Below are 23,532 nucleotides of genomic sequence, written 5' to 3'. Positions count from 1 at the left end.
AAGGCGAAAATTTTAGCACAGCCTCACGGTTTCACTATGGGTTGGCTGGTGGGCGATTTGTTAGCGTAGCGGGTTTTGGAGCGTCTGACAGCGGACGTGTTGGTATTGCCATTGCATGGGCCCCGCCTTTTTGGCCACTAAAATATCACGCGCTGATAAAAACAAAATCCCATCACTGTCCTTCATGCTCTTATCATCATTGATACAAGCATGATGGGTATAAAAATCAATATGGATCGCAAACGCTTGAATCATCTGATCGCTGTATTTTGAGATATTGCCAGCAGCGATGACACTCAAGCCGACGATGACCACAAAAGCGGCGCCCGCGTATAGTTTTTTGGCCAGTTTTTGCCGGTCGTTGTTTTGAACCCCATCCTTTTGCCTCACATAAAAATACAGGCTGAGGGCCAACAGATAAGTTGCAAGCAAAATCATAATGGCGTATCTAAAAAAGACAATGGCGGTCAATACCGTCGTGGTCAGCGCAAGGTTGCTCGGATCGACCAAAAATATACGATTGATGGCCCCAATCGCCCACAAATACGAGCGCGCGCTGATGAGCGCGACGAGCAAATACAAAACGATTTGCCCCCAAACGCTGGACTTTAGATACAGATAAACGATGTTTTTAATGGACATCATAATCAGCATGATAAAGAGGACAGCTGATATGCTAAGAATTAGCCCATAAGACATGATGAGCGGCAAGTGCAGCAAAAAGCTGGCAATCAAAGCGCCAGCCAGCACGATCAATATGACCGAAAACCTAGCAAACAGGCGCGTGGTGGCAATCAGCCAGGTGCGGATTGAGTCTAAGCATATGGGTGTGACAGGCGGCGCGTTATCGCTCATGGCTATCGTCCTTGACTGCTATGTTTGGTTGTCAAAGCAATCATAGTGTATTTTGACAAGCTTAGGGCAACATCGCAGGGCCAATAATGGCATGCAAATCTGTGTTGGCTACATTTTGCCACGCGTCTTCTGTGGGATGCGGCAGGCGTGCGATGATGTTTGGTGACTGATCCGTGGTAGCGACAAAGCTATCGATAAAGCCTGATGCCGTCTGACCGCAAGGAACAATGGCCACGTTAGGGTTTTGCCTCAGTACCGACGTGAGACGCCGCGAAAAGTCTGTAAAAACGGCGGTATTTGCCAATATTATTGAGACGTCTGGTTGATGATGCGGTGCCAAACGCTGCTTGAGAGTGGCAAGATTATCGACTTGTGATTGCGCGTTATTGGGCAGACCACATGGATAAGCATCAGCGTTCATGGGCAGGTGTGAGCAGTTTAAAATACCCAGCGGCGCGTAGTTTAAGGCTTGGATATTGCAGCCTACAGGCACATCTGGGTTAAAGGATGGTACGTAGCCTTGGCGGGTTAACAAGCGCGTCAGATCAAGCGCCGACTCGCCTGCCGCTGGATGATTATGGATAATTTCATTGACATATGGCGACTCTAAAACCATCAAGACCTTTAATTTTTCAGCATTGATAATTAAATCACCAACTTCGTATTGAGTAAGGGACATTACCAATCCTCTTTATTATATTGGCAGAGCTATTAAAGTTATTAAAACTAAAAAACACCATATCAAACGCTAACTTGATATGGTGTCAGTGCTCATAAATAATTCAATTTTAAATATCGAACTCTAGCGCCCTATCACCTTTGCTATCTTTGATACGCGTTGGCAAACCAATCTTATTCAATAGATTAATAAATGGCTTGGCATCCAATTCTTCGACGTTGACCATCTTGCCTGCATCCCACTCGCCAGTCGCAACCAGCATCGCAGCAGCGACGGGTGGCACGCCTGCAGTATACGAGATACCTTGGCTACCGACCTCGTTGTAAGCATCTTTATGATCTGAGACGTTGTAGATAAACACTTCAGTCTCAACGCCGTTTATTTGTCCTTTAACCTTGTCACCGATACAGGTCTTGCCTGTATAATTTGGTGCAAGCGAGCTTGGATCTGGCAGTACCGCTTTGACCACTTTTAATGGTATTACTTCTTGCCCTTCCGCAGTCATCACCGGCTGCTCGGAGAGTAAACCTAAACTTTGTAGCACGGTGAAGACATTGATATAGTGCTCACCAAAGCCCATCCAAAAGCGAATGTTTGGCACGTCCAAATTGGCCGATAGTGAATGAATCTCGTCATGACCACTTAAGTAGCTGTTTTGCACGCCGACCACAGGCAGATCGTCGGTACGCTTGACTTCAAACATCTTGTTTGACTGCCAGCGGCTGTCCTGCCAAGAATAAACCGTACCAGTGAATTCACGGAAATTAATCTCAGGATCGAAATTAGTGGCAAAATATTTGCCGTGGCTACCCGCATTGATATCGATAATATCAATATCAGTCACTGAACCGGCATCCATCATGTCATAGCCCAGACGCGCATAAGCGTTGACCATACCGGGATCAAAGCCTGCACCCAAGATTGCCGTGACATTATTGTCCGCACAGCGCTGCTTACGTTTCCATTCGTAGTTTTCATACCATGGCGGCGTCTCACAAATCTTGCGCGGATCTTCATGAATGGCGGTATCGATATAAGCCACACCTGTCTCAATGCAAGCTTCCAATACCGTCATATTGATAAATGCCGAGCCGACGTTGATTAGGATTTGAATACCGGTATCATTGATAAGATCAACGACAGCTTGGCTGTCCATAGCATCGACTTGGTGCGTATGCAAGACGGCAGCTTGCTTAAAGCTACCTTTATCCTTTACGCTTTGAACGATGGCATCACATTTGTCTTTAGTACGTGAAGCGATATGAATCTCGCCGAGCACATCATTATGCATCGCACACTTATGCGCGACCACTTGAGCGACACCGCCTGCACCGATGATGAGTACGTCTTTTTTGCTGGGCTTAACTTGTTGGTTTGTGTTCAATGAACAATCCTCCTTTGTATCCCTGTCGATACCATTGATATTGGCTATGCAAAACAGAAACGAGTGAATGATATGCGTGAATTAAAAAGGAAGACCGAGGAAAACCCACGCACCCGTCGAGCAAGCACCATTTTGCTAATGGTGATTTGCCCGAGGCGATTATAACAATTTTTATTCAGTTAACGGTAAAAATAATGTTTAAAAAATAGACTGCTTAAAAATCTCAACAACTTGACCTAAACCTTTGTTTCTAAAAGTTTAAATAAGTTAAGAGAATGGTTAATTTAAGACAAGCTGGCTTTGTAATCTTGATAATCAAATTCGCGCTGCACATCGATACTGCCATCTAGACGACGAATGATAATCGCTGGCATGTTGACCCCATTGAACCAGTTTTTCTTCACCATGGTATAGCCTGCCGCATTACCAAAGCTTATGGTATCGCCAATTTTTAACGGTTTTGCCAATTGATATTCACCAAAAATATCTCCTGCCAAGCAAGAGCGTCCATAGATAATAGTATTGTCCGCAGCGTCTTGTTGTTCTTGTCTGATAGGCATCACCTCTACTGACTCTGCATTGAGCGCTGTAATAGGCGCAGACTCACGATAAATCAGCAAATCTAGCATGTGCGCTTCAATAGAGGCATCGACGACAGCGAGGTTTTTTTCATTGTGCATGGTATCCAAGACAGTTGTGACAAGCGTACCTGCGCCATGAATACTGGCCTCACCTGGCTCAAGATAAATCTGTACGCCATATTTTTCACTAAAGCCTTTTAGACGCGCCGCCAGTTTTTCTAGTGGATAGTCGGGGGCGATAAAATGAATACCGCCGCCGAGGCTTACCCACTCAAGCTGCGCTAAAATATCACCAAACCTGGCTTCAATATCAGCCAAACTCTCACTAAAAGCGTCAAAGCTGTCGTTTTCGCAGTTGTTATGAATCATGACGCCTGTAATATCAGCGAGCACAGCTTTGATTTTATCCTTATCATGCTCGCCTAAACGGCTAAAAGGGCGTGCCGGATCTGCAATAATAAACGACGAATTGCTGGTCTTGGGGTTTAATCGTAGCCCAACTGGGACATTTTTTGCCACTGCTTGACCCTTAAAAGCGTTTAGCTGGGAGATGGAATTAAAAATAATCTTATCGGCGTAGTTTAATACCTCATCGATTTCATCCGCACTATAGGCAACGCTATAGGCATGGGTTTCTTTTTTATTCTCACTATCAGGCGCGTTATCACCAAAAGTCTCATAGCCTAACCGTACTTCATTGAGCGAAGACGAGGTTGTGCCATGCAAAAAGGGAGTCATCACATCGAACACGCCCCACGTGGCAAAACACTTTAGCGCAAGCAATGCCTTTGCCCCTGATAACTCACATAGCCGTGCAATAATCTGCATATTGGTAACGATTGCCGCTTCATCGAGCAAATAATAAGGCGTTGACGGTGTTAACGAATGGCTGGTTTTTATGGGATTGTTAGAATGCATAAGAGGTTACCTAATAGCGGCTGTCGGCATCATGACAGATATAAAGATTTGCGTTATAGTAGACTAAATCCATCACAATTAGAATATCTTATGTCACTATCAACTGATTATTCCACCTCTACCAGCTCAGCTAATTTATCGCAACTTGATCTAGAACATATTAATTTAGAATATCTTGACGCTGATGCACGTGCGGTCTTAAATTTTTGGTTCGATAAAGATAACGAGCAGTATTGGTTCGAACAAAACAATAACTTTGATAATCAAATAAAAGAGAAGTTTGGTGATATTTGGCAAGCAGCCCAGCAAGGCGAATGCGTAACATGGCGTATTGCAGACGCGCCAGCAGACAGTAATAGCTCAATCACTGCTTTGGCAGGACGATTGGCAGAGATTATCGTGTTAGATCAGTTTTCGCGCAATCTGTGTCGCAAGCAAGCAGACGCTTTTGCACAAGATGGAATGGCGCTGGTGTTGGCTCAAGAAGCTATTAAACAACCACATTTTGACACACTACCAACGTCATGGCGCAAATTTATCATCATGCCGTTTATGCATTCTGAATCGGCAATGATTCATGAACGCTATCTGCCACTGTTTGAGCAATTAGACGACTCTGAAACATTGGATTTTGAGCATCGTCATAAAGACATTATCGACCAGTTTGGTCGTTTTCCCCATCGTAACGGGGTATTAGATCGAGAGTCCACTGATGCTGAAGAAGAGTTTTTAAAACAGCCGAACTCGTCGTTTTAAAGCTTTTCGCCTTATAAAAGAAGGGCTGAATCAGTAATGCGATTCAGCCCTTCTTTTGTGAGGTATATATAATACTTATATGAACTATTTAGCTAGTAGTTAACCTCACCTGTAGTAAAGGTGATTTTCTTAGTCTCTTGGGTCTTGTTGTCCACTAAGACATCAAAACTAACTTGATATTCACTATCACCATAAAGCCCGCAGTTCTTACCTTTCCTCCGCCCTTTTTCACAACTTTGTAAACTATCGGTAAGGGGTAAAATAAAGGCTTCATTTTTCGGTAACTCATAAGCGGTTCTCTTATGAGGGTCGTTACTATAGTCCAATAAATCAACTGGCACATCTATATTACGTTTGACGTCGCGAAACTTAATGTTGCTCACTTTAATGCTCTTTGCTGATGGCATATTGATATAGATAGGCTGGCCAATAGGGTCAGTACCTAGGTTACGGCCTGTCCCTGCGACTGGGCTTGGAAATTCATTGTAAAGCGCTGTATTAGTATCTACTACGTCAGTACAAGGATAAGTAAACAGTCCACTAACCGTACGATTTTCTGTTTTTTTATCGGCTGATGATGCGTTGACAAGGACATAACCTTGGCTTTTGTCAGCAGCTTTGCCATAAGGTTTGTAAGCTATCATACCTGAGCCTGTTTGGCTAAGGTTAGGCGTTACCAGTAGACGCATATGATAAGGGGCCGCCAATAAAGATTTTGTCATTGAGTGTGCTGCATAATCTGGTGAGGCAACTTTACCAGCTGAGCTGTAGTAGGTAACTCTCGAGATATTTTCCACGACGCCATAAGCCAAATTTGAATACCTCGCTTTAAGCAGACGATCTTTAAAGCTAGTACCTGTAAAGAACGGATTATTTTTTCCTGACCAATTCCTTATGTCTGAAATCTCTTCTTCGCCATGAGCATTAAAAATCGTCGGACTGCTATTTGAAAACACATGCTGGATATACTGTGCATGCTGCGTGGCTATTTTGGTTAGCTCATCGTTATCTGCCATTCCGCCAAGCGCACACGCCTGTCTTTGTGAGCTTAGTAGATTTGATCCTACTTGCGCAGCCCCTTTATGGCTCTTGCTTTCAACGCCTCTCATATCAACTTCAGTCTTCAATACAGGCTTTGTATTTGTCGTATTAGTATCTGATGGCGTTGGAGTAGTAGGTTCTGATGTTTCAGGAGAGATGGTAGGCTTTGAGGGTGTATAAGTGTCGTTAGGTACTGTTGGGCTTACAGTTTCAGACGAGTTAGAAGTGTCTGGACTACTACTCGAACCTGTATCAGCGCTCTTGTCACTGCCACCGTCACTACCGCCACCACCGCCACAAGCCGTTAAAAGAAGCGCTGAGGAGAGAGCCATGACAAGGCTTTTCTTTGAGGTAATAAAATTCATCGTTTATCCTATATCGTAAAATGAGCATATTGGGTGACCATAATCAGAATGAGCAATAAGTATGCCAATTGAAGATAAATAGAACCGTTTATGACCATAAAAAAACCGTCTGTAGTAGACGGTTTGATAAAACGTGAATTTTGTAAGTGCTTAAAGACACAACTTGAAGGATGGTTTTAAGGGACATTTTAGGAATAGTATAATTCTTTGCTTAGGCTATTTTCTTCTGCCTAGCTTAATTAAGACTCACAGGAATCAATGAAGTAAATAGCCCTTTTATGGTTACTCTATCTTTCGTTATTTAATGCTTTTCTTATCGGCGCAAAGCTACGACGATGCTCTGGCAATGGGCCATAAAGGTCCACAGCTTCCATATGAGCGCGAGTAGGATAACCTTTATGTTTGGCAATACCGTATTGTGGATACAATGAATCTAGCTGATACATAGCTTGATCGCGGCTCACCTTTGCTAAGATACTGGCAGCTGCAATACTAGTGTGCCGTGCATCTCCCTTTACCCAAGCTTGGCAATCAATACTGGACTCAGATATACCAAGCGTTGCAAGTGTCAGATAATCCAGATCTGGACAGCGGTTTCCATCGAATAATACTCGGGCTTGCAGCTTACAAGATGTGCTATCGACAGTATCTGCATGATGCGCTGCCACTGCCATCAGTAAGGCTTCTGTACACAAACGCATACCAAGCATAGTCGCTCGCAGTATATTGAGCTGATCAATGACCGCAGCTGGGATCTCAGCGATAACATAACCCAAAGCATGTTGCTGCACCAAAGGATAGAGCTTATCGCGCTTTTTTTCGCTTAACTTTTTGGAGTCCGTCAATATCGATAGAGGGGTATTTAGCAATGGCTGATTTTCTATCAGATCTGACCATATGCGCGGCAAAATTGCGCCAGCAACATTCACACTACCAAGCAAAGGCCCCCGCCCTGCTTCATCAACACCAATCTGTAGCGGCATTATTTCTGTTTCATGACCTGTAGTTGCAAACATCTGACATAAATCGTCAGTAAGCTTTACGTGACCATGCAAACGAACTGGAGCGACTAAGTCTATAAATTGTCCTTTGATATCTATAAGCACAATATCGCTTTTGATATGGATAATATGATTATCTAAACTGGTTTTGTGACTCATAAACAGCCTACTTCTTGTATATATTTTTATTGATTGCTATTAATAGCTATCTCTTTGCTGCTTTTGACTATCTTGAGCAAACCATTGCATAATGACACTATTGGCCGGTTCATGGTTGCTTTGCTGCTGTAATGTTCGCTTGGTATCGACCAAAGCCTGTAGCTGCTCGGCATAGGCGCGAGGCTGCAATAGTTTTGTGACTGTTCGGCAAATGTTTTCTCCGTTTGCTTGCTCTTGTATCAGCTCAGGCACGATGGCTTTTGCTGCCAATATATTGGGCAATGCGACATAAGGCACTTTTACCAAACGTTTGGCAATTTGATAAGTCAGCTGGTTTAATTGGTAGATAACGACCATAGGACGCTCAAGGAGCATGGCTTCAAGTGTCGCTGTACCTGACGCTAGCATAATAATATCAGAGGCCGCCATGGCTTGTTGACTAAAGGTTGGCTGACTTTGGTCATAGACTACGACGATGGCTGCACGCAACTGCTCTGAGCGTTGATCAATCACATCTTGCACGATATATTGATGGTTTTGATCAACAGTCGGTATGATAAAACACAACTTAGGATCGACCAATAATAACTTTTGAATACCCTCTAACATCAGTGGCAAAATCGCTGTTATCTCGCCGCGTCTCGACCCTGGCATCACACAAATCAGCTGACTTACCTCATCAAAACGTTCAACGAAGAACTGCTGTAAACCATCATTTTGCCAAACCAGCTCACTACGCAGCTGATTGGTTGGAGTATTTACCAAGTCTTGGTTTAAGGTTCGTAGTAGCGGATGACCGACGCATACGGCAGGATGATTGTGGCGCTCATACACTGTCAGCTCAAATGGAAACAAGCACAGTACCAAGTCGGTCGCCGCCTTGATGCCATGTATACGCGACTCACGCCATGCCCAAATTGATGGGCTGACATACTGCACGCAGAACACCCCTTTTGGTTTGAGCTTCTTTGCAACCCTTAGATTAAAATCAGGCGCATCAATACCGACAAACCAGTCTATATGCGCAGTTTGAAAGGCAGATAGCAACTCACGGCGGGCTTTAAGCAAGTCAGATAATTGCGACAAAACCTCTACCAATCCCATCACTGCTAGACGCGCTAATGGAAAAATACTATGTAGCCCTTGCGCTTGCATTTTTGCACCGCCAACCCCGACCCATACGATATCATCACGCAGATTATTCATTTGCTGCATAAAGTCTGCGCCCAAACTATCGCCAGATACTTCACCTGCTACAATACCAATCACCAACGGTTTATGGGGTAAATGTTGTTCATCCTTTACCATACCAAACGGGTCGGCAGACGCTTGGGTACCTTGAAAAGGTGAGGCAGAATCAATCATGACAAACTCTCAATATTAACAACGCAAAGACAAATGACGAACCATTTAAAATATATCGACGCTTAGGCTAAACATATAATAATCATACGCTTAAAATCCGACAGACATGATGTATGTTAATCGACCTACTAAGCACGTTTATATATAGAGTGCATAAAAACATAGCCTATAACTGCGCTATACAGATCAAAAATATGCCCTACATCCTATAATAATAGGCAAGTATAACAAAATTTTGGTTTTAACATTCCAGTTATCAGTCAATTAACTCGCCGACTGCCCTTGCCAACCCGCTATTTTGACCGCATAATGAATATCCCTATATATTAGCTATATGAAGTAGAATTATGACAACAACAGCTACCCACAACGCAGATATTGATGACGTGAATATTGAACAACTCATCCCCTTGATTACTCCCGCTGAGTTAAAAGCTGAGCTACCTCTTTCAAACGAAGCTTATGAAACTGTTTCAAAGGGTCGTCATACTATTCAAGACATCTTAGATGGCAAAGATAAGCGCTTATTTGTGGTTATCGGACCTTGCTCTATTCACGATATTAAAGCGGCACACGAATACGCTGATCGTCTAGCCGTATTAGCAAAAGAAGTCGAAGATACTATCTTTGTCGTGATGCGTGTCTATTTTGAAAAGCCGCGTACCACTGTCGGCTGGAAAGGCATGATTAATGATCCTGATATGAACGACAGTTTCGATATCGAAAAAGGCCTGCGTACTGCTCGTAAACTCTTGCTTGATTTAAATGAGAAGGGCTTACCTTGTGCCACTGAAGCTTTGGATCCAAATACGCCGCAGTACATGCAAGATTTGATCAGCTGGTCAGCGATTGGCGCACGTACGACAGAGAGTCAAACACATCGCGAGATGAGCTCAGGCTTATCATGCCCAGTAGGCTTCAAAAACGGTACTGATGGCGGCATGACAGTCGCTGTGAATGCTATGCAAGCAGTAAAAGAAGGTCATAGCTTCCTAGGCTTATCATCAGATGGACAGGTCTCTATCATTAAGTCTAAAGGCAACTCTTATGCACACGTCGTACTGCGTGGCGGTAATGGCAAGCCCAACTACGATGAGACGGCAGTTGCTCAAGCTGAAAACGAGCTAGCAAAAGGTAAAACCAACAGCAAAATTATGATTGACTCAAGTCATGCAAATTCAGGCAAAGACCCATATTTACAGCCTATGGTCATTCAAAATGTCGCAGAGCAAATTCAAAAAGGCAACAAGTCTATCATTGGCATGATGATTGAAAGCCATCTCAAAGGCGGCAACCAAAAACTGACAGCGGACTTAAGTCAGCTTGAGTATGGTAAATCTATCACCGATGGTTGTCTCGATTGGGATAGTACCGTCACTGCTATACATAATCTACGCGATATGGTTAAAGACATTTTGCCCAATCGCTAATTAATAACCGTTTATAAAAAACATCAGGCCCATCTTGTGCTATCAATAAAGTGCTAGATGGGCTTTTTGGTTGTCATATTTCATATTGGTTTGTATTAGTTCGTGGTTATGTTTCTTTATCCTTTTGGTTTCGCTTGTTTTTTGGCTTCTTTCGCCTTTTTTGCTTCTCTACGCTCCTCTTCAAGTTGTTTTAATAGGCGTAGTCCTTTTTTCTATGGGCATGAATCAAGGCAAGCTCATTAGATATTTTCTCTTTACTGCCATCTTCTTCTACAAATTTTAGTTCCAGCTTTTTTTCAGGCTTGCTCAGCTTTTTGAGGGCTTGCTTTAAGTATTTTATCTTCTCTTTACGTTTTCAACCTCCATATATTCGTCTACCATTTTTATTATTTTTTTAGCTTTCATGATTTATAACCCCTTGTTCTTTGGTTTGGCGAACAGCAATAGCATCAGCGTTTTTTTGCTTATCAAGCATTAAGCTTTGGATGTAGTATGAGCCAAACTTGGCTTGCCAATAAAGCTTATGATGCTGATGCCTCTGTCATTGCGGTTATTAAAACGGTGCAAGGTACTGCTATTATACTCTCTAAGTATCATCGATTGCAGCCTAGGTTTTTTGACAATTATAATAGTTACAGCTCATTTAATGACAGTATAATATTGATTTGACTTTGACTGTATATATGTCTTTTTCTAAATTCAATGAAGCATGCCACTGCCAGACTGTCAGTTTATTATGAGCCATTTGTCGATATGCTTTGCTTTGGATCATAGGGTCTTTTATGTCCGAAGCTTGTATTACTATTTGGAGCAGTCAGCAAATAGCCACACCGTTACGAAGCAGTCTTATTGTCATAGCTTAGTGTTAAAATACTCACGATCAGCAATAAGCTGTGCCCAAGCGATTGGTCCAATATCATACATTGCCAATATGCTAGCGGCAATCACTGTCGCGGCGGTTATCGCTGGTGGTAGCAGCAGTAGCCAAGAAGTGGTTGGCCAAGGCTGCGCGGCCAAGGATTTATTCGGCCATGCAGAAGGTGCTGGGCGAAACCATGCGCGCCATAAGATAGGGAGAAAATATGTCGCGTTCAGCAAGCTTGATGTCCATAATAGCCAGACCACCCAATGCATTTGTGCGGCTGCAGCACCTTCCATGAGCCAAGCTTTGCTAACAGCCCCTGCCGTTAAGGGCGCGCCCATCATGCCTAGAGCGGCAATGCTAAATGACACTGTGGTGAGCGGCATACGTCGTCCAATTCCATTCATCTCGCTAATCTTGTGAACACCTAGAGTCTCAGCGTAGTTGCCTGCACAAAAAAACAGGGTAACCTTCATAATGCCCTGATGCACTAAATGTACAAGCCCCCCAATAGTGCCCATAGGGCCAAATAAGGCAACGCCTAGAACAATATAGGAGACTTGACTGACGGTAGAATAGGCCAGCCGTTTTTTTAGATCGTTTTGAAACAGTGCACGCAGGCTGCCCCATATAATGGTCACAGCCGCTGCAATAGCCAGTGGCCTCAAAAGATTAAGCTGCTGCGCAAACTCTATACCAAACACTTCATAGACCACACGCACGATACCGAAAGCGCCGGCTTTCACCACTGCAACAGCATGTAACAAAGCACTGACGGGCGCAGGCGCTATCATAGCTTTTGGCAGCCAACCATGTAACGGTACTAACGCGGCTTTTACACCCAGTCCAATCATCAACAAAATAAAAACAACCACCAACGAAGTATGATGCTGCGCGCTCAAACTACTAAGAAAACCACCCTCGATAAATTCCAGATTGCCAGTCAGAGTATAAAGCCACACCGTCCCCAGCAGCATCAGGCTGCCACCGCCAAGAGTATACAGCAGATAAGTTTGCCCAGCTTTACGCGCCGCTTCACTACCGCGATGCACTACCAGCGGATATGTTGTGAGCGTTAGTAGTTCATAAAAAATCAGGAAGGTTAGCAGATTACCAGCCAAAGCCACACCAGTGGTTGCGGTAACACATAGGCTGAAGAAACCAAAAAAGCGACTTCGGTGGGGCTCAGTTTCTAAATAACCCACTGCGTAGATTGTGGTGAGTAGCCACAAAAATGCCGATAAGCTCATAAAAAATAAGGCCAGTGGATCAGCTTTCAATTCCAGCTCAATACCTGGTAGCAAGACGAACTGCACCTCATAGCTATAACCCTGAGTAACGCCCCATAGCATCCATCCTACAAGCCCCAGCTTGAAGATAGCACCAGCCAAATTGAGCACAGTACGAACTGTCACACTTTTCTCAGATAGTTTGAATATGATAAGTGCTGGTAGTAGCGAGCCTAGCACAACCAAACAAGGCAATAGAGCACTGGAATTCATAATCCGCTCCCGCTAAAAGGTGTACCAATCTGCAATAAAGAGATGAAAGGTACTGCCGCAAAGCCCAGAATAATGGCGCCGCATGCCAATAAGAATGCTGCCCATTCCATACGTGCAGGAACTGCCCTGGGCTCGTGGGTGACCTTAGCTTGTGTAAAGCAGCGTCCTAGCACTTTAAAAACATAAAGTGCGGCAATCAGCCCGCCAAGCAGTATCACTAACGCCAAATCCCAACGTCCTTGTACCAATGCTACCTCTAACAATAACCACTTACTAATAAACCCACCACTTGGCGGCAAACCCATAATAGCAACTCCAGCTAAAGCAAAGGCAAAGACACTGATAGGCAAGCGCTGCACAACACGATCAAGATCTAAGATGCGATCGTGACCGCCAAAGCGGAACAGGTTACCCGCTGCCAAAAACATCGCCGACTTCGCCAACGCATGGGATAGTATTAGTATCGCCACCGCACTCCAAGCGCGTGGCGACGCTGCTAGTGGAAATACCAAAAACAGATAGCCGATCTGTGCCACTGTAGAATAAGCGACCAGCAGTTTTAAATGAGTTTGGCGCAAGGCCTGAACAGACCCCCATAGAATGGCTACTGCCCCCATCATGCCAAGAAGCTCTGCCACAACATCGCCGGACATAGGGTCAAAAATTGACACCCATAAACGCACTAAAATATAGAACGAAGCCTTTACCAGCAACGATGAGAGCACAGCACTGACCGGAGATGGAGCACTGGCGTGAGCAGGTGGCAACCAAAAATGCAGCGGAAACAGTGCGGTTTTAAGCACAAGCCCAACGATCATCAAAACCAATGCCGCCCAAGCTGCGGGCTCTGGGGTTATACGCTCTGCCAAGATGAAAATATCGACGCTGCCAAAGGTGTGATACAGTAGCACCACGCCCAGCAGATAAGTGATAGACCCTGCCATCGTCGCTAACAGATAACGCATAGCACCACTAAGAGCGTCACGACTGCCAGACAACGCTGTTAAGGCCACAGCGGCAAGTCCCATCAACTCTAGCGTAACGTACAGATTAAACAAATCGGCTGATAAAAATAACGCATTTAAAGCGGCTAGCAAAAGCAGCCATATAGGCCAAAACCGTTGCGCCTGTTCTGCACTGAAATACACCGAGGCATAAAAACTGCATCCAGCTCCTACTAGAGCCGTCGCAGCCAGTAGCACAAGACTAAAGCCATCGGCGTACCATTCGATGCCCAGCGGCGCTCCCCACCCCCCAATCGAGTGCTGAAACACGCCTTGATTCCAGACCTGCAAGGCCAAACCCGACACGGCCACCACCATCAAACAGCTACACAGCAGCACCAGTGATCGCGCAGCGCGGGGCCACATAAAAACTATCATCGCAGTCATAAACGGTAAAACAATCAGGGTAACCGCCCATGGAACATTCAACAAAACATCAACCATTAGGTGTTTGTTTCCTTGTGCTTGTCTGGTAGTACCGGCTGACCGGTCACTGCTGTCAACTTGAGCATGAGTACTAGTGCCAGCGCAGTAGCGGCCACTGCCACCACAATACCAGTGATGATCATGGCATGAGGCACTGGGTCTGGTATGGTTGTAATAGTGCGCGTCGCCAACGCTGCAAGCACCAGAAATACGCCACTACCCATTATGTTTAACGCCAAAATCTTGCGTAGTAGATGGCGATAGCTCAGCAAACCATGCAAGCCAATTGCAAAAAGCCCTATACCCGCTAGCCCATATATAAGCACTGTACTCATTACAGCTTCTCCTGTCGGCGTATGCCCAAAAATAGCGCAATAAGTGTAGTCCCGATTGAGATAGTAGCGGTGGTTTCAATAACCAGGATAAGTGCTCCAGCCCACTCCGGTGGAAACTGTAAAAGTTTGCCTTCTAAAAGTCCCATGATAATGCCAAGCAGCAAAAATATCGTCGGCCCGAGCACCAGCACAAAACGCAGAGGCCAACTGGCCAGCGCAGCCGGTAACTGCGCACCCGACAAGAGCATTAGTACTCCTGCAGCTGCCAGTACAGTGCCAGCTTGAAAAGCACCGCCAGGCGCATAAGCGCCCACCCATAGTAAATACGCCGCTACCAGAATCAGTAAGGGCGCAAGCAGCCCCGACAGAGTATCCAGAACCAATCCCGGCGCTGCCTCTCGTTGTGGTGTTGGCAAACCCAGCGAACATACGCTCAGTAGCGCGAGCAACAGTACAAATAACTCAAGCAAGGTGTCATAACCACGGAAATTCAGTAGTACCGCCGTCACTGGGTTACTGACACCGCTGTTATCAAGATCGGCGGCGACAATAGCGCTGAGTCCAGCAGCCTCTGGTGGTAACATCCATACAGCATATCCCAGTGCTGCCGCTACAAACAGCATAAGCACCAGACCCGTGACCACACGAATACCGCTAAAGCGGCTGGCAAGCTCTATATCGATAATCGATGTACTTCCTCGCAGCTTGGCGTAGGCTGCCAGGAATAACGCACCGGTCAAACCTGCTCCAATAGCGGCTTCTGCCAGTGCAACATCTGGTGCATTCAGGCGCACCCAAGCCAGCGCCATCACTAAGCCAAAGGCAATAAATCGCACAATAGCTCTAAACAGCTTAGCACTAGCAAGTGCACCCCAAGCCAACCCTAACGCCAGCAGTACAATGACTAAATCAATAACAGAACCAATCAGCGTCTCCATGGCCGAATCCCCCGTTGCAGTGCTCCGCGTGCGACCAGATAAGACACGTTCGCGCTAGCAAGCAACACCAGCAGCCATATAAATATTAATTTAACCACCACAGCCCAAGATTCCGCTTGTACCGCTAGGCCAACCACTATAAAACCCAGTCCCAAGTTATCGGCTTTGGTAAGCGCGTGTAGCCGAGTAAAAACATCTGGGAAGCGTAGCAAACCTAGCGTACCTGCCAGAAAGAACACGCTACCAGTGAACAACATTAAGGCAGAGAAATAATCACTTGCGGTCATCGTTATCCTCCACAAAGTCCCAAGCACGGCGTACAAAGGCTACTGCAGTCACCGCAGCCAACAACGCAAACACCAGCGCCACATCACGCAGGGCTGCACTACTTGATGCTTCGGCCAGCAGCAATAAAACAGCGACAGCGGTAGTACCAAATAGCTGCACCGCTAACATACGGTCAGCAGCCGTGGGTCCGCGCAGTACACGCCATATACCAGCACTCAGATTGAGCAGCAAGAACAACGCTAGTGCAAGGTATAGGCTTTGCATAATCATTCATCCTCCATCAAAGCAGGTTCAACAGAGTTTGGAAATATTTGCGCCAAACCCCGTTCTAAATCTTGTAGAGCGACTAGAAAATCCCCTTGGCTGTCCAGCACATGTATGGTTAATGTATCTCCGTTTATTTTGGTGCTTAAAGTACCAGGCAAGAGGCTTATTATATTAATCATAGCTACTCGTGCTAGGCCTGAGGACAGGTGCAGGTGGTATTCAACAAGCTTTGGAGATAAAGGCATACTCGGTTGAAATGCTAGCTGTGCCACCTTCACACCGCCCTTTAGTGACTGCCAAAAGAAAAAGGGTATAAAAGCTGCCAGCCGCCACCATACCAGCCTTACCGGAGGTAACAATGTAATGCTGACTACCAACGCGCAGAGCACCGCTGGCGCGCCAATTAACCATGAAGCAGCTGAACCATCGGAGAGAGCCCACCAGATTATTGAGAATAGTAGCAGCCGCGCTACGATCGCTGAGCTGTCAATTTGTTGTCCCTTTATTCTCATATGCCCTCTTCCTGATTTAGGATAACTGGCTCTAACGTATTTCCGCTACATTCATTGCGGTCTTACAGTGGAACTTATTATTCCGAGAATAACGTAAGATATCCAAATAATCTTATTAATACAGACCTGATTTTTTCTTATAAATCAACCCTTAACACGACTTAAACGCTTGTTTTTTAAATCCTTATTTATTAATTTAGCCTAACAAAGAATGCAAATACATTACAGACTAATTGATTACTATTTATGCAACCATCTCTCAAAGCTGTTAGCTTATGAGGGTTTATACCTAAAATATATATCGTAACGAAAAAAAACCCCATAAGTTGCATCCAACTAATGGGGTCTAGCTTAATAGATAAGATTTCTATGTTTAGATAATAAAGACTATTAAACAACCTAACACTTAGTCGCACCAAGCACGCTATCTAAGCTCTCAAGTACATGCTTAGAAGATACCTTTTTCTGCAAGCTGATAAGCTGCTCATGCGCCATTTGACGACGCGGTTCAACCAATGTATACCAACGTGCGAGCACTTGCAATAAGCGCGAGGCCAAGACAGGATTAGACTCATCCAGTCTTTGAATAACATTAGTATAAATCCTGAGGCCCTCTGATGTCCAAAGTACGGTCGGCTGAGAAGCAAAAGCACTAATGACTGAGCGCACACGATTAGGCGTATTCCAATCAAAATCTGCATGATTCAGCAGATCGTTAATCTTATCCGTACTTACATTGTCAGCAGCGGCTTGCACACTGAACCACAAGTCAATAACTAAATCGTCTGCTTGAAAACGATTATAAAAATCTGCCAAATACTCATCAGCCTTTGCGACCTGATGGTTGACCATCGCCTTTAAAGCGCCAAAGCGTTCGGTCATGCAGCTGGCATTATCATACTGCTGCTGTGCCCACTCAGCTGCGCCTGCAACTTTGGCAGTCAATGCCATATCCAATACTACGTTACGCAATGCACGCTTTCCACGAGCCTCAGAGCTATCTTCATAAGACTGTAATGGTAGTTGTTCATATAGCGCTGTCCACTGCTGCGATAGCGACTCTGCTACTTGGCGATACAAGCCTTCACGCTGCTCTTTAATCAATACTGGATCATAGTCTTTGTGGATAGCAGAGGCCAGCTCTTGCGCGGATGGAATATCAAGCAAGCGCGCAGCCAACATGGCATCATCGGTCGCCAACGTTGGCAATGTCTGTGCCAATGCCTGCAGATATATCTCAGGACTGCTTTTAGTGCCCTGACCTTGCAGTAAAATACGATTGACGAGCATTTGCGTCACTTGCCAGCGGTTGAAACCGTTGGTCTCATGCTTGAGCAAAAATGCCAAGTCCTCATCTTGATAATCATAATTGAGCTGTACTGGGGCACTAAAATCACGGAGCAATGACACCACAGGCTCGCTAGTAATATTATCGAAGCTAAAAGTTTGCTCAGCCTGATCTAATAGCAACATACGCTCGCCAACTATGTCACCAGACGCTTTATCGAATAACGCTGTCGCGACTGGAATTGGTAAAGGCTTAGGCGCTTCAAATCCGTTCACGTGGCGCGTGTTCTGACTTAAAATAATGGTCAGCGTTTGCGTTTCGCGATCATAGGCTTGATGACCAGACAGCATTGGTGTACCTGGTTGACGGTACCAATCAATAAAGTTCTCAATTTTATCGTCAGTGATACTTAAGGCTGATAAAAAGTCCTCAACTGTGACGGCCTGACCATCGTAACGACGGAAATATTCGTCAGTGCCTTTACGAAAATTGTCTGACCCCAATGTATTAGCCAGCATGCGTACAATTTCAGCGCCTTTTTCATAGACAGTCGTGGTATAAAAGTTATTGATCTCAACGAAGCTTTCAGGACGTACGGGATGCGCCAATGGTCCTGCATCTTCCGTGAACTGATGCGCCCGCAATGTCGCTACGTCATCGATACGCTGTACTGCACTTGACTGCTGATCTGCCGAAAACGATTGATCACGGTAGACGGTAAAGCCTTCTTTTAGGCACAATTGAAACCAGTCACGGCAGGTAATACGGTTGCCTGTCCAATTGTGAAAGTATTCATGAGCGATGACGGCTTTGACATTGAAGCTACGCGCGTCGGTCGTGGTCTCAGGGCTAGATAATACACAAGCGGTATTAAAGATGTTCAGACCCTTATTCTCCATTGCACCCATATTAAACTGACTGACCGCGACTATCATATAACGATCCAAATCATAGGCACGGCCATAATTGACCTCATCCCATGCCATGGCGTCTTTTAATGCTTGCATACCGACATGACATTTATCAATATCGGTAGACTTAGCGTACACTTCAAGCAGGACTTCACGGCCTTCACTGGTCGTATAATGATCGGTAAGCACATCTAAATCGGCGGCAACACAGGCAAACAGATAACTTGGCTTATTGGTCGGATCATGCCAAATAGCATAGTGACGGTCTGGCGCCTCTACAACGTCCCCTTGCTCAACCAAATTACCATTGGCAAGCAGTGTCGGATAGCGTTTATCCGCTTCAACGCGCGTGGTAAATATCGCCAACACATCGGGACGATCTGGATAAAAAGTAATCTTGCGAAAGCCTTCTGGCTCACACTGAGTGACAAACATGGTATCACTGCCAGTGCCTGCCATATACAAACCTTCGAGTGCCGTATTGGTTTGCGGATGAATACGAACCTGCAACTCTAATGTTAAGTTATCAGGCGCATCGCTAATCGTAAGTTTGCCATCTGCTTGGCTATACTGCTCAGAGCTTAGCGGCTCACCGTCAACCACAATAGTAACAAGCTCAACGTCTTCACCGTACAGCACTAAATCACCTGCCGCTTGACGGTTCATGACCAGCCTACTATCGACCGTTGCATGATCGTCAAATATCTTTATATCTAAATCTACAGTATCCACATCAAAACTTGGCAATTGATAGTCTGTCAGGTGGATTTTTCTAGGGGCATGTGGTGGTACATCAGGCATATCAGGATTGATGATTTGCGCATCGGTTTCAGAGACAGACATAAAGATTCCTATTATTTAAGATGGTTACATTTTAGGTAATGGTTGTCAGTATAGTGAGTATGGCTATCGAATAAAACTATAGGATAAATTGCATCCTATATTTACAAAGTATTGTAATTGCATAAACATTGTATAGTGGTTAATTATACTGCTAGATTGGCTTAATCTACGAAATTTCAAGCGTAAAACGGTTTTAAGATCAGTCGCCAAACTTTACGTTTATCCCTTATAATAAAACTCATCTATCTATCAGCTGGCACTACTCTATGACTGACCTCTCGGCAAACACACCTGAACTTGATATGACGGCTCTTACAATATTGCGCGAATATATCGAGGTACTGTTACCCACTCTTGCAGATTCGAGTGATAAAAAAACAGATGAAGACAGACAAAAGACGTCTCAGTTGTTATGGATAGCTGAAGATCAAAAAATGATAGCTGAGTTGAGGACGCAGTTGAGTCTGAACGACGATGAGACCGACACTTTAGTTCATTTAACTACATTGCCAGCACTAAATACGAAGCAGCTATCACAGCGCTATCAGCTGGCCTGCTTTTGGCTACCCAATCTATCATCAGACATATTGCAAGCCTCTATTCCTTTGCTCATGCGCTACCGCGACCTCTACGCTGCTCACCTACTTATCGTCCTTGATAGTACTTTAGATCTACGAGCTTACGGATTTACGCCCCTTAACCTTTTAGGTGACACTCGCTTGCCTAACTCATCTTCAAACTTACCAGCATCGTTAACGCTATGGCAATTTAATTTGTATGATTATAAAAAGCTGCCAAATTGGTTGAATGCAGACTATTGGGCCAACCCTGATAACTGGGGTAAGCATCGCTGGTAATAGCGTTGTAGTAGCATAAATTGTCAAATTACTGATTCTCACCAAAAGTTGCCAAAAGCGTATTGTAATAGTTGACAAATTTTGACATGATTTACGGTAATGTTATTTACATAACGTAACATTGACTTTCCTATGGGCATTTATGCCTAAGCTTTATGGTAAGTATTCCAAAAAAAACAATTCTATCAAAATTTTAGGAGTTTATTATGTCAGTTTATTTTAGCTCAGTATCCAGCAGCCGTTTTGCAAAAATCGCTACCCTTGCTCTATTGTCAGGCGCTGTTGCCCTAACAACTGGCTGTGCAACCAAGCGCGCTACTTCAGAAGTCGTTGTGGCTCCTTTAGGTATCCCAGGTGGTCAAGCTGGTTATACTGGCGCTGTGGTCGTAGACAATTCAAGTGCTATCGTAACTGGCGCAGAAAACTTACAAGCGGTGGTATATTTCGATTTTGATAGCAGCGAGATCACTCCACAAGCTGCCAGTGTACTAAACCAACATGCAAGTTTGCTTAGCTCAAATCCTGCCGCTGGTGTTGTGATTGCAGGTCATACTGATGAGCGTGGTAGCCGTGAGTACAATATGGCACTCGGTGAGCGCCGCGCGCAAGCAGCTCGTAACTACCTTGCAGCTCAAGGCATTAGCGTTAACAACATTCGCGTCATTAGCTATGGCGAAGAGCGTCCTGCTGCTGCTGGTACTACCGAACAAGCCTATGCACAGAACCGCCGTGCTGAGCTTTCTTACTAAGATTTAGTAGACACAATTATTATATTTTTACTAAAAATATTCTAATATCAAAAGCTCAACAAGAGTGACATTGTTGGGCTTTTATATTAATTTTGCCAAACGCTTTGTTTCTTAAATACCTGATCTATAAATTATGCACATTCCGCATCTTTATGACACTCAATATACGCAGCTCAGTCCCACGACGTGGTGCGCAACCGCTTATGTGAGCGCCCCTATCAGTCTACGCTTGTGGAATGAGCTACCTTGGTTGTCAATAGCCGATACTTTACATGCCTCTTCTATCAACTTCTCCACTCTTGAATGGCAATACCGTCTACCTACTCATGGTTCATCCGTACAAAAAAACGCCCAAAGACAACGTCGACAGCAACGCATGGGCGTACGACGATTACTGCAAGAGCTTCTCGCCAAATTAGAAATCGATGATACGTTAAACGAAGCCCAGTTTCCTTATCGTCTTAATAGTAGTAATTACTATGTGTGCTTTAGCCATTCAAGTACTGGCAGTGCCAATAATAGTAATGACAATCCAAATGCTAGCGTTGCAGTGGTCATTAGCCATCAACGTATGGTCGGTATTGACATAGAGACCAATCAAGTTGCTTGGCACGTAGCCCAGCGTTTTTATCATCCTAACGAAATCACCCTACTACAAGCGTTACCATTAGATCAGCGTGATACCGTGGTCAAATTACTTTGGCAAGTAAAAGAGAGCTTTATCAAGATCAACCATCATACCCTTGCACAAGGGCTTGGAATGAACTACCAACATCTCATCTCTGACATCGTCACTAACCTTGAACAAAATAAGACGCTTGTTACCTTGACCGACAATCAGCCACTTCCCTATCAGATCATTATCTTGTTTTCTTATCAAACGGTAATAATATTTTAAGGTTCTAAACATTGATAAGCTATTAAGATTTTCACATTATATTAATCCAATTACTTTATTACAGACAAAAAAACGACCCTTTTTAGGGTCGTTTTTTATACACTTACTTTTCTTCTCACAACAGTACTGAGACTGTCATCAGATTAGAAGCGGTAAGTTGCACCAACTTTAACGATTGGGAACCATTCTAACCAATCTTTATCTTCTAGCTCACGTTCAGCGATGCTAGCAACTTCACTACCTTTAATAGACTGAGTTTCGCCTTGTGCGTCTGTGTAATTAACATCGGCATCTGGGTTAGTTGAACGAACAGTAGCGTCCGTTTTACCCATATATGCTGCACCAACTTCACCAAATACACCCCAGTTATTACCGATATTTGGACGGAAACCAATAGTACCATATGGCGCTAATTTGTTACGATGCTCTAAACTACCTTCTAAGTTACCAGTTTGAGCAGCATTATACTGAATGCCATCAAGTTCGAAGAAATCACCTTCAGCATTAGCAGTTACATCAATATCGTTATCAGGGACAATAACACCAGCACCCATCGTGAACCAGTTACCAGCAGGACGTAGTTGTACGCCTAGGTATGGGTTGCTAAAGTCAGCATCCACATCATAGTTGACATCATCAGCATCGAAATCACCGCCAAAAAGGTCAGCAACATCGCCACCTGCCCAACCAGCTTGTAGTTCAGTCTTGTCGTTGATGCTCCATGCTACGTTAGCACCATAACCTAAAGTACCAACTTCTGCGCTAACTGCAGCTGGGTTGATAGCTGTGTTAAATAGAGTCTTAGTACCACCGAAGATAGCACCAGTAGTGTTACGGATGATACCCGCGTCGTTGTTATAAGCGGCAGGAGCTGGTTCAGCTTCATAAGCAACTGGCTCAGCTTCATAAGCAACAGCTACTGGCTCAGCTTCATATACTACAGCATCTGCAGTTGCAGCTTGAGTATCATCTACAACGATTACAGGCTCAGCGGCTAAAGCAGCAGATGACGCTAGAACAGCGGCAGAAATTGCAGTTAGTTTAATAAGTTTCATGTTTGTTCTCCTAAAGATATGAAATAACTAGCCCCAAAAAAACGATTATTTCTTTTGTATTTTAAACAACCGTTTTTGTTGAGCAGATTAAAACAATTTTGGCTTTAAAAGTCACCCCTGAATAGAGGCATTTTATTTGCCATTATGTAAAGATTGCATAGAAATTGTAATAATTGCTACACTAACCTGTAAAAAATCGCTTTACCGTTACAAGATACGCTCAAAGTAATTATAAGTATGTATACATACTCTCTAAATACTAA

The 23,532-nt window shown here is 44.4% G+C and carries 22 protein-coding genes; 6 read left to right on the top strand and 16 right to left on the bottom strand.

The genetic code is table 11. The features are described 5' to 3' along the window. Window positions 1–60: 60 nt before the first annotated feature. The 4 genes from ACTXGH_RS08165 to ACTXGH_RS08150 form a co-directional block, all read right to left on the bottom strand. A complete protein-coding gene (locus ACTXGH_RS08165) occupies window positions 61–855 on the bottom strand; it encodes a hypothetical protein (RefSeq protein WP_439296285.1) in 795 nt (264 codons plus the stop codon). Between the two features lie 61 nt (window positions 856–916). Further along, complete coding sequence (locus ACTXGH_RS08160; protein WP_439296286.1) at window positions 917–1,534, bottom strand: hypothetical protein; 618 nt, start codon at window positions 1,532–1,534, stop codon at window positions 917–919. 109 nt (window positions 1,535–1,643) lie between these two features. Then, window positions 1,644–2,918 (bottom strand): saccharopine dehydrogenase family protein, encoded by a 1,275-nt coding sequence (locus ACTXGH_RS08155; RefSeq protein WP_439261565.1) that lies wholly within the window; start codon window positions 2,916–2,918, stop codon window positions 1,644–1,646. A 284-nt stretch (window positions 2,919–3,202) separates the two neighbouring features. Next, window positions 3,203–4,417, bottom strand: coding sequence for a carboxynorspermidine decarboxylase (locus tag ACTXGH_RS08150; RefSeq protein WP_439296287.1), 1,215 nt, complete (start codon window positions 4,415–4,417; stop codon window positions 3,203–3,205). A 90-nt stretch (window positions 4,418–4,507) separates the two neighbouring features. Between ACTXGH_RS08150 and ACTXGH_RS08145 the strand changes: the two genes are divergently transcribed. Next, a complete protein-coding gene (locus ACTXGH_RS08145; protein ID WP_439296288.1) occupies window positions 4,508–5,173 on the top strand; it encodes a DUF924 family protein in 666 nt (221 codons plus the stop codon). 92 nt (window positions 5,174–5,265) lie between these two features. Here ACTXGH_RS08145 and ACTXGH_RS08140 read toward each other — a convergent pair whose 3' ends face one another. The 3 genes from ACTXGH_RS08140 to lpxB form a co-directional block, all read right to left on the bottom strand. Further along, a complete protein-coding gene (locus tag ACTXGH_RS08140) occupies window positions 5,266–6,579 on the bottom strand; it encodes a CAP domain-containing protein (RefSeq protein ID WP_439296289.1) in 1,314 nt (437 codons plus the stop codon). Between the two features lie 287 nt (window positions 6,580–6,866). Then, window positions 6,867–7,739, bottom strand: coding sequence for a ribonuclease HII (locus ACTXGH_RS08135; RefSeq protein WP_439296290.1), 873 nt, complete (start codon window positions 7,737–7,739; stop codon window positions 6,867–6,869). Between the two features lie 39 nt (window positions 7,740–7,778). Next, window positions 7,779–9,047 carry a lipid-A-disaccharide synthase gene (gene lpxB / locus ACTXGH_RS08130; protein WP_439261643.1) on the bottom strand — a complete coding sequence of 423 codons (1,269 nt, stop codon included), beginning with the start codon at window positions 9,045–9,047 and terminating at the stop codon, window positions 7,779–7,781. Between the two features lie 404 nt (window positions 9,048–9,451). Between lpxB and ACTXGH_RS08125 the strand changes: the two genes are divergently transcribed. Both ACTXGH_RS08125 and ACTXGH_RS08120 read left to right on the top strand, forming a co-directional pair. Next, complete coding sequence (locus tag ACTXGH_RS08125) at window positions 9,452–10,534, top strand: 3-deoxy-7-phosphoheptulonate synthase (protein WP_299220098.1); 1,083 nt, start codon at window positions 9,452–9,454, stop codon at window positions 10,532–10,534. Window positions 10,535–11,026: 492 nt separating this feature from the next. Next, on the top strand, window positions 11,027–11,203 hold the full coding sequence (locus ACTXGH_RS08120; protein WP_439261571.1) for a hypothetical protein: 177 nt from the start codon (window positions 11,027–11,029) through the stop codon (window positions 11,201–11,203). 183 nt (window positions 11,204–11,386) lie between these two features. On the opposite strand, the gene ACTXGH_RS08115 is transcribed toward ACTXGH_RS08120, so the two are convergent. The 8 genes from ACTXGH_RS08115 to pepN all read right to left on the bottom strand — a co-directional run bounded on the left by ACTXGH_RS08115 (window position 11,387) and on the right by pepN (window position 19,668). Continuing rightward, complete coding sequence (locus ACTXGH_RS08115) at window positions 11,387–12,898, bottom strand: complex I subunit 5 family protein (protein WP_439296291.1); 1,512 nt, start codon at window positions 12,896–12,898, stop codon at window positions 11,387–11,389. After that, on the bottom strand, window positions 12,895–14,346 hold the full coding sequence (locus ACTXGH_RS08110; protein WP_439296292.1) for a complex I subunit 5 family protein: 1,452 nt from the start codon (window positions 14,344–14,346) through the stop codon (window positions 12,895–12,897). The genes ACTXGH_RS08115 and ACTXGH_RS08110 overlap by 4 nt, the downstream gene beginning before the upstream one ends. After that, complete coding sequence (locus ACTXGH_RS08105; RefSeq protein WP_439296293.1) at window positions 14,346–14,663, bottom strand: NADH-quinone oxidoreductase subunit K; 318 nt, start codon at window positions 14,661–14,663, stop codon at window positions 14,346–14,348. Before ACTXGH_RS08105 ends, ACTXGH_RS08110 begins: the two co-directional genes overlap by 1 nt. Next, entirely contained in the window at window positions 14,663–15,601 is a 939-nt protein-coding gene (locus ACTXGH_RS08100; RefSeq protein ID WP_439261575.1) for a hydrogenase subunit MbhD domain-containing protein, read from the bottom strand. The genes ACTXGH_RS08105 and ACTXGH_RS08100 overlap by 1 nt, the downstream gene beginning before the upstream one ends. Further along, entirely contained in the window at window positions 15,589–15,888 is a 300-nt protein-coding gene (gene mnhG, locus ACTXGH_RS08095) for a monovalent cation/H(+) antiporter subunit G (protein ID WP_439296294.1), read from the bottom strand. The genes ACTXGH_RS08100 and mnhG overlap by 13 nt, the downstream gene beginning before the upstream one ends. Next, window positions 15,875–16,159, bottom strand: coding sequence for a monovalent cation/H+ antiporter complex subunit F (locus ACTXGH_RS08090; RefSeq protein WP_439296295.1), 285 nt, complete (start codon window positions 16,157–16,159; stop codon window positions 15,875–15,877). The genes mnhG and ACTXGH_RS08090 overlap by 14 nt, the downstream gene beginning before the upstream one ends. Then, window positions 16,156–16,668: a Na+/H+ antiporter subunit E gene (locus ACTXGH_RS08085; protein WP_439296296.1), complete on the bottom strand. Its 513-nt coding sequence runs from the start codon at window positions 16,666–16,668 to the stop codon at window positions 16,156–16,158. The genes ACTXGH_RS08090 and ACTXGH_RS08085 overlap by 4 nt, the downstream gene beginning before the upstream one ends. A 399-nt stretch (window positions 16,669–17,067) precedes the next feature. Next, window positions 17,068–19,668 (bottom strand): aminopeptidase N, encoded by a 2,601-nt coding sequence (gene pepN, locus ACTXGH_RS08080; RefSeq protein ID WP_439296338.1) that lies wholly within the window; start codon window positions 19,666–19,668, stop codon window positions 17,068–17,070. A 308-nt stretch (window positions 19,669–19,976) separates the two neighbouring features. Between pepN and ACTXGH_RS08075 the strand changes: the two genes are divergently transcribed. The 3 genes from ACTXGH_RS08075 to ACTXGH_RS08065 all read left to right on the top strand — a co-directional run bounded on the left by ACTXGH_RS08075 (window position 19,977) and on the right by ACTXGH_RS08065 (window position 22,214). After that, entirely contained in the window at window positions 19,977–20,567 is a 591-nt protein-coding gene (locus tag ACTXGH_RS08075) for a DUF6231 family protein (RefSeq protein ID WP_439296297.1), read from the top strand. Window positions 20,568–20,773: 206 nt separating this feature from the next. After that, window positions 20,774–21,316, top strand: a complete 543-nt coding sequence (gene pal / locus ACTXGH_RS08070; RefSeq protein ID WP_439296298.1) for a peptidoglycan-associated lipoprotein Pal — start codon at window positions 20,774–20,776, stop codon at window positions 21,314–21,316. A 133-nt stretch (window positions 21,317–21,449) separates the two neighbouring features. Further along, a complete protein-coding gene (locus tag ACTXGH_RS08065; protein WP_439296299.1) occupies window positions 21,450–22,214 on the top strand; it encodes a 4'-phosphopantetheinyl transferase family protein in 765 nt (254 codons plus the stop codon). Window positions 22,215–22,357: 143 nt separating this feature from the next. On the opposite strand, the gene ACTXGH_RS08060 is transcribed toward ACTXGH_RS08065, so the two are convergent. Further along, complete coding sequence (locus tag ACTXGH_RS08060) at window positions 22,358–23,269, bottom strand: hypothetical protein (RefSeq protein WP_439296300.1); 912 nt, start codon at window positions 23,267–23,269, stop codon at window positions 22,358–22,360. Window positions 23,270–23,532: the final 263 nt, after the last annotated feature.

Origin of the sequence: Psychrobacter sp. 1Y10 (genome assembly GCF_052259005.1) — a bacterium.
GTDB classification, from domain to species: Bacteria; Pseudomonadota; Gammaproteobacteria; order Pseudomonadales; family Moraxellaceae; genus Psychrobacter; species Psychrobacter saeujeotis.
This window is presented reverse-complemented; position numbering and strand designations above follow the sequence as displayed.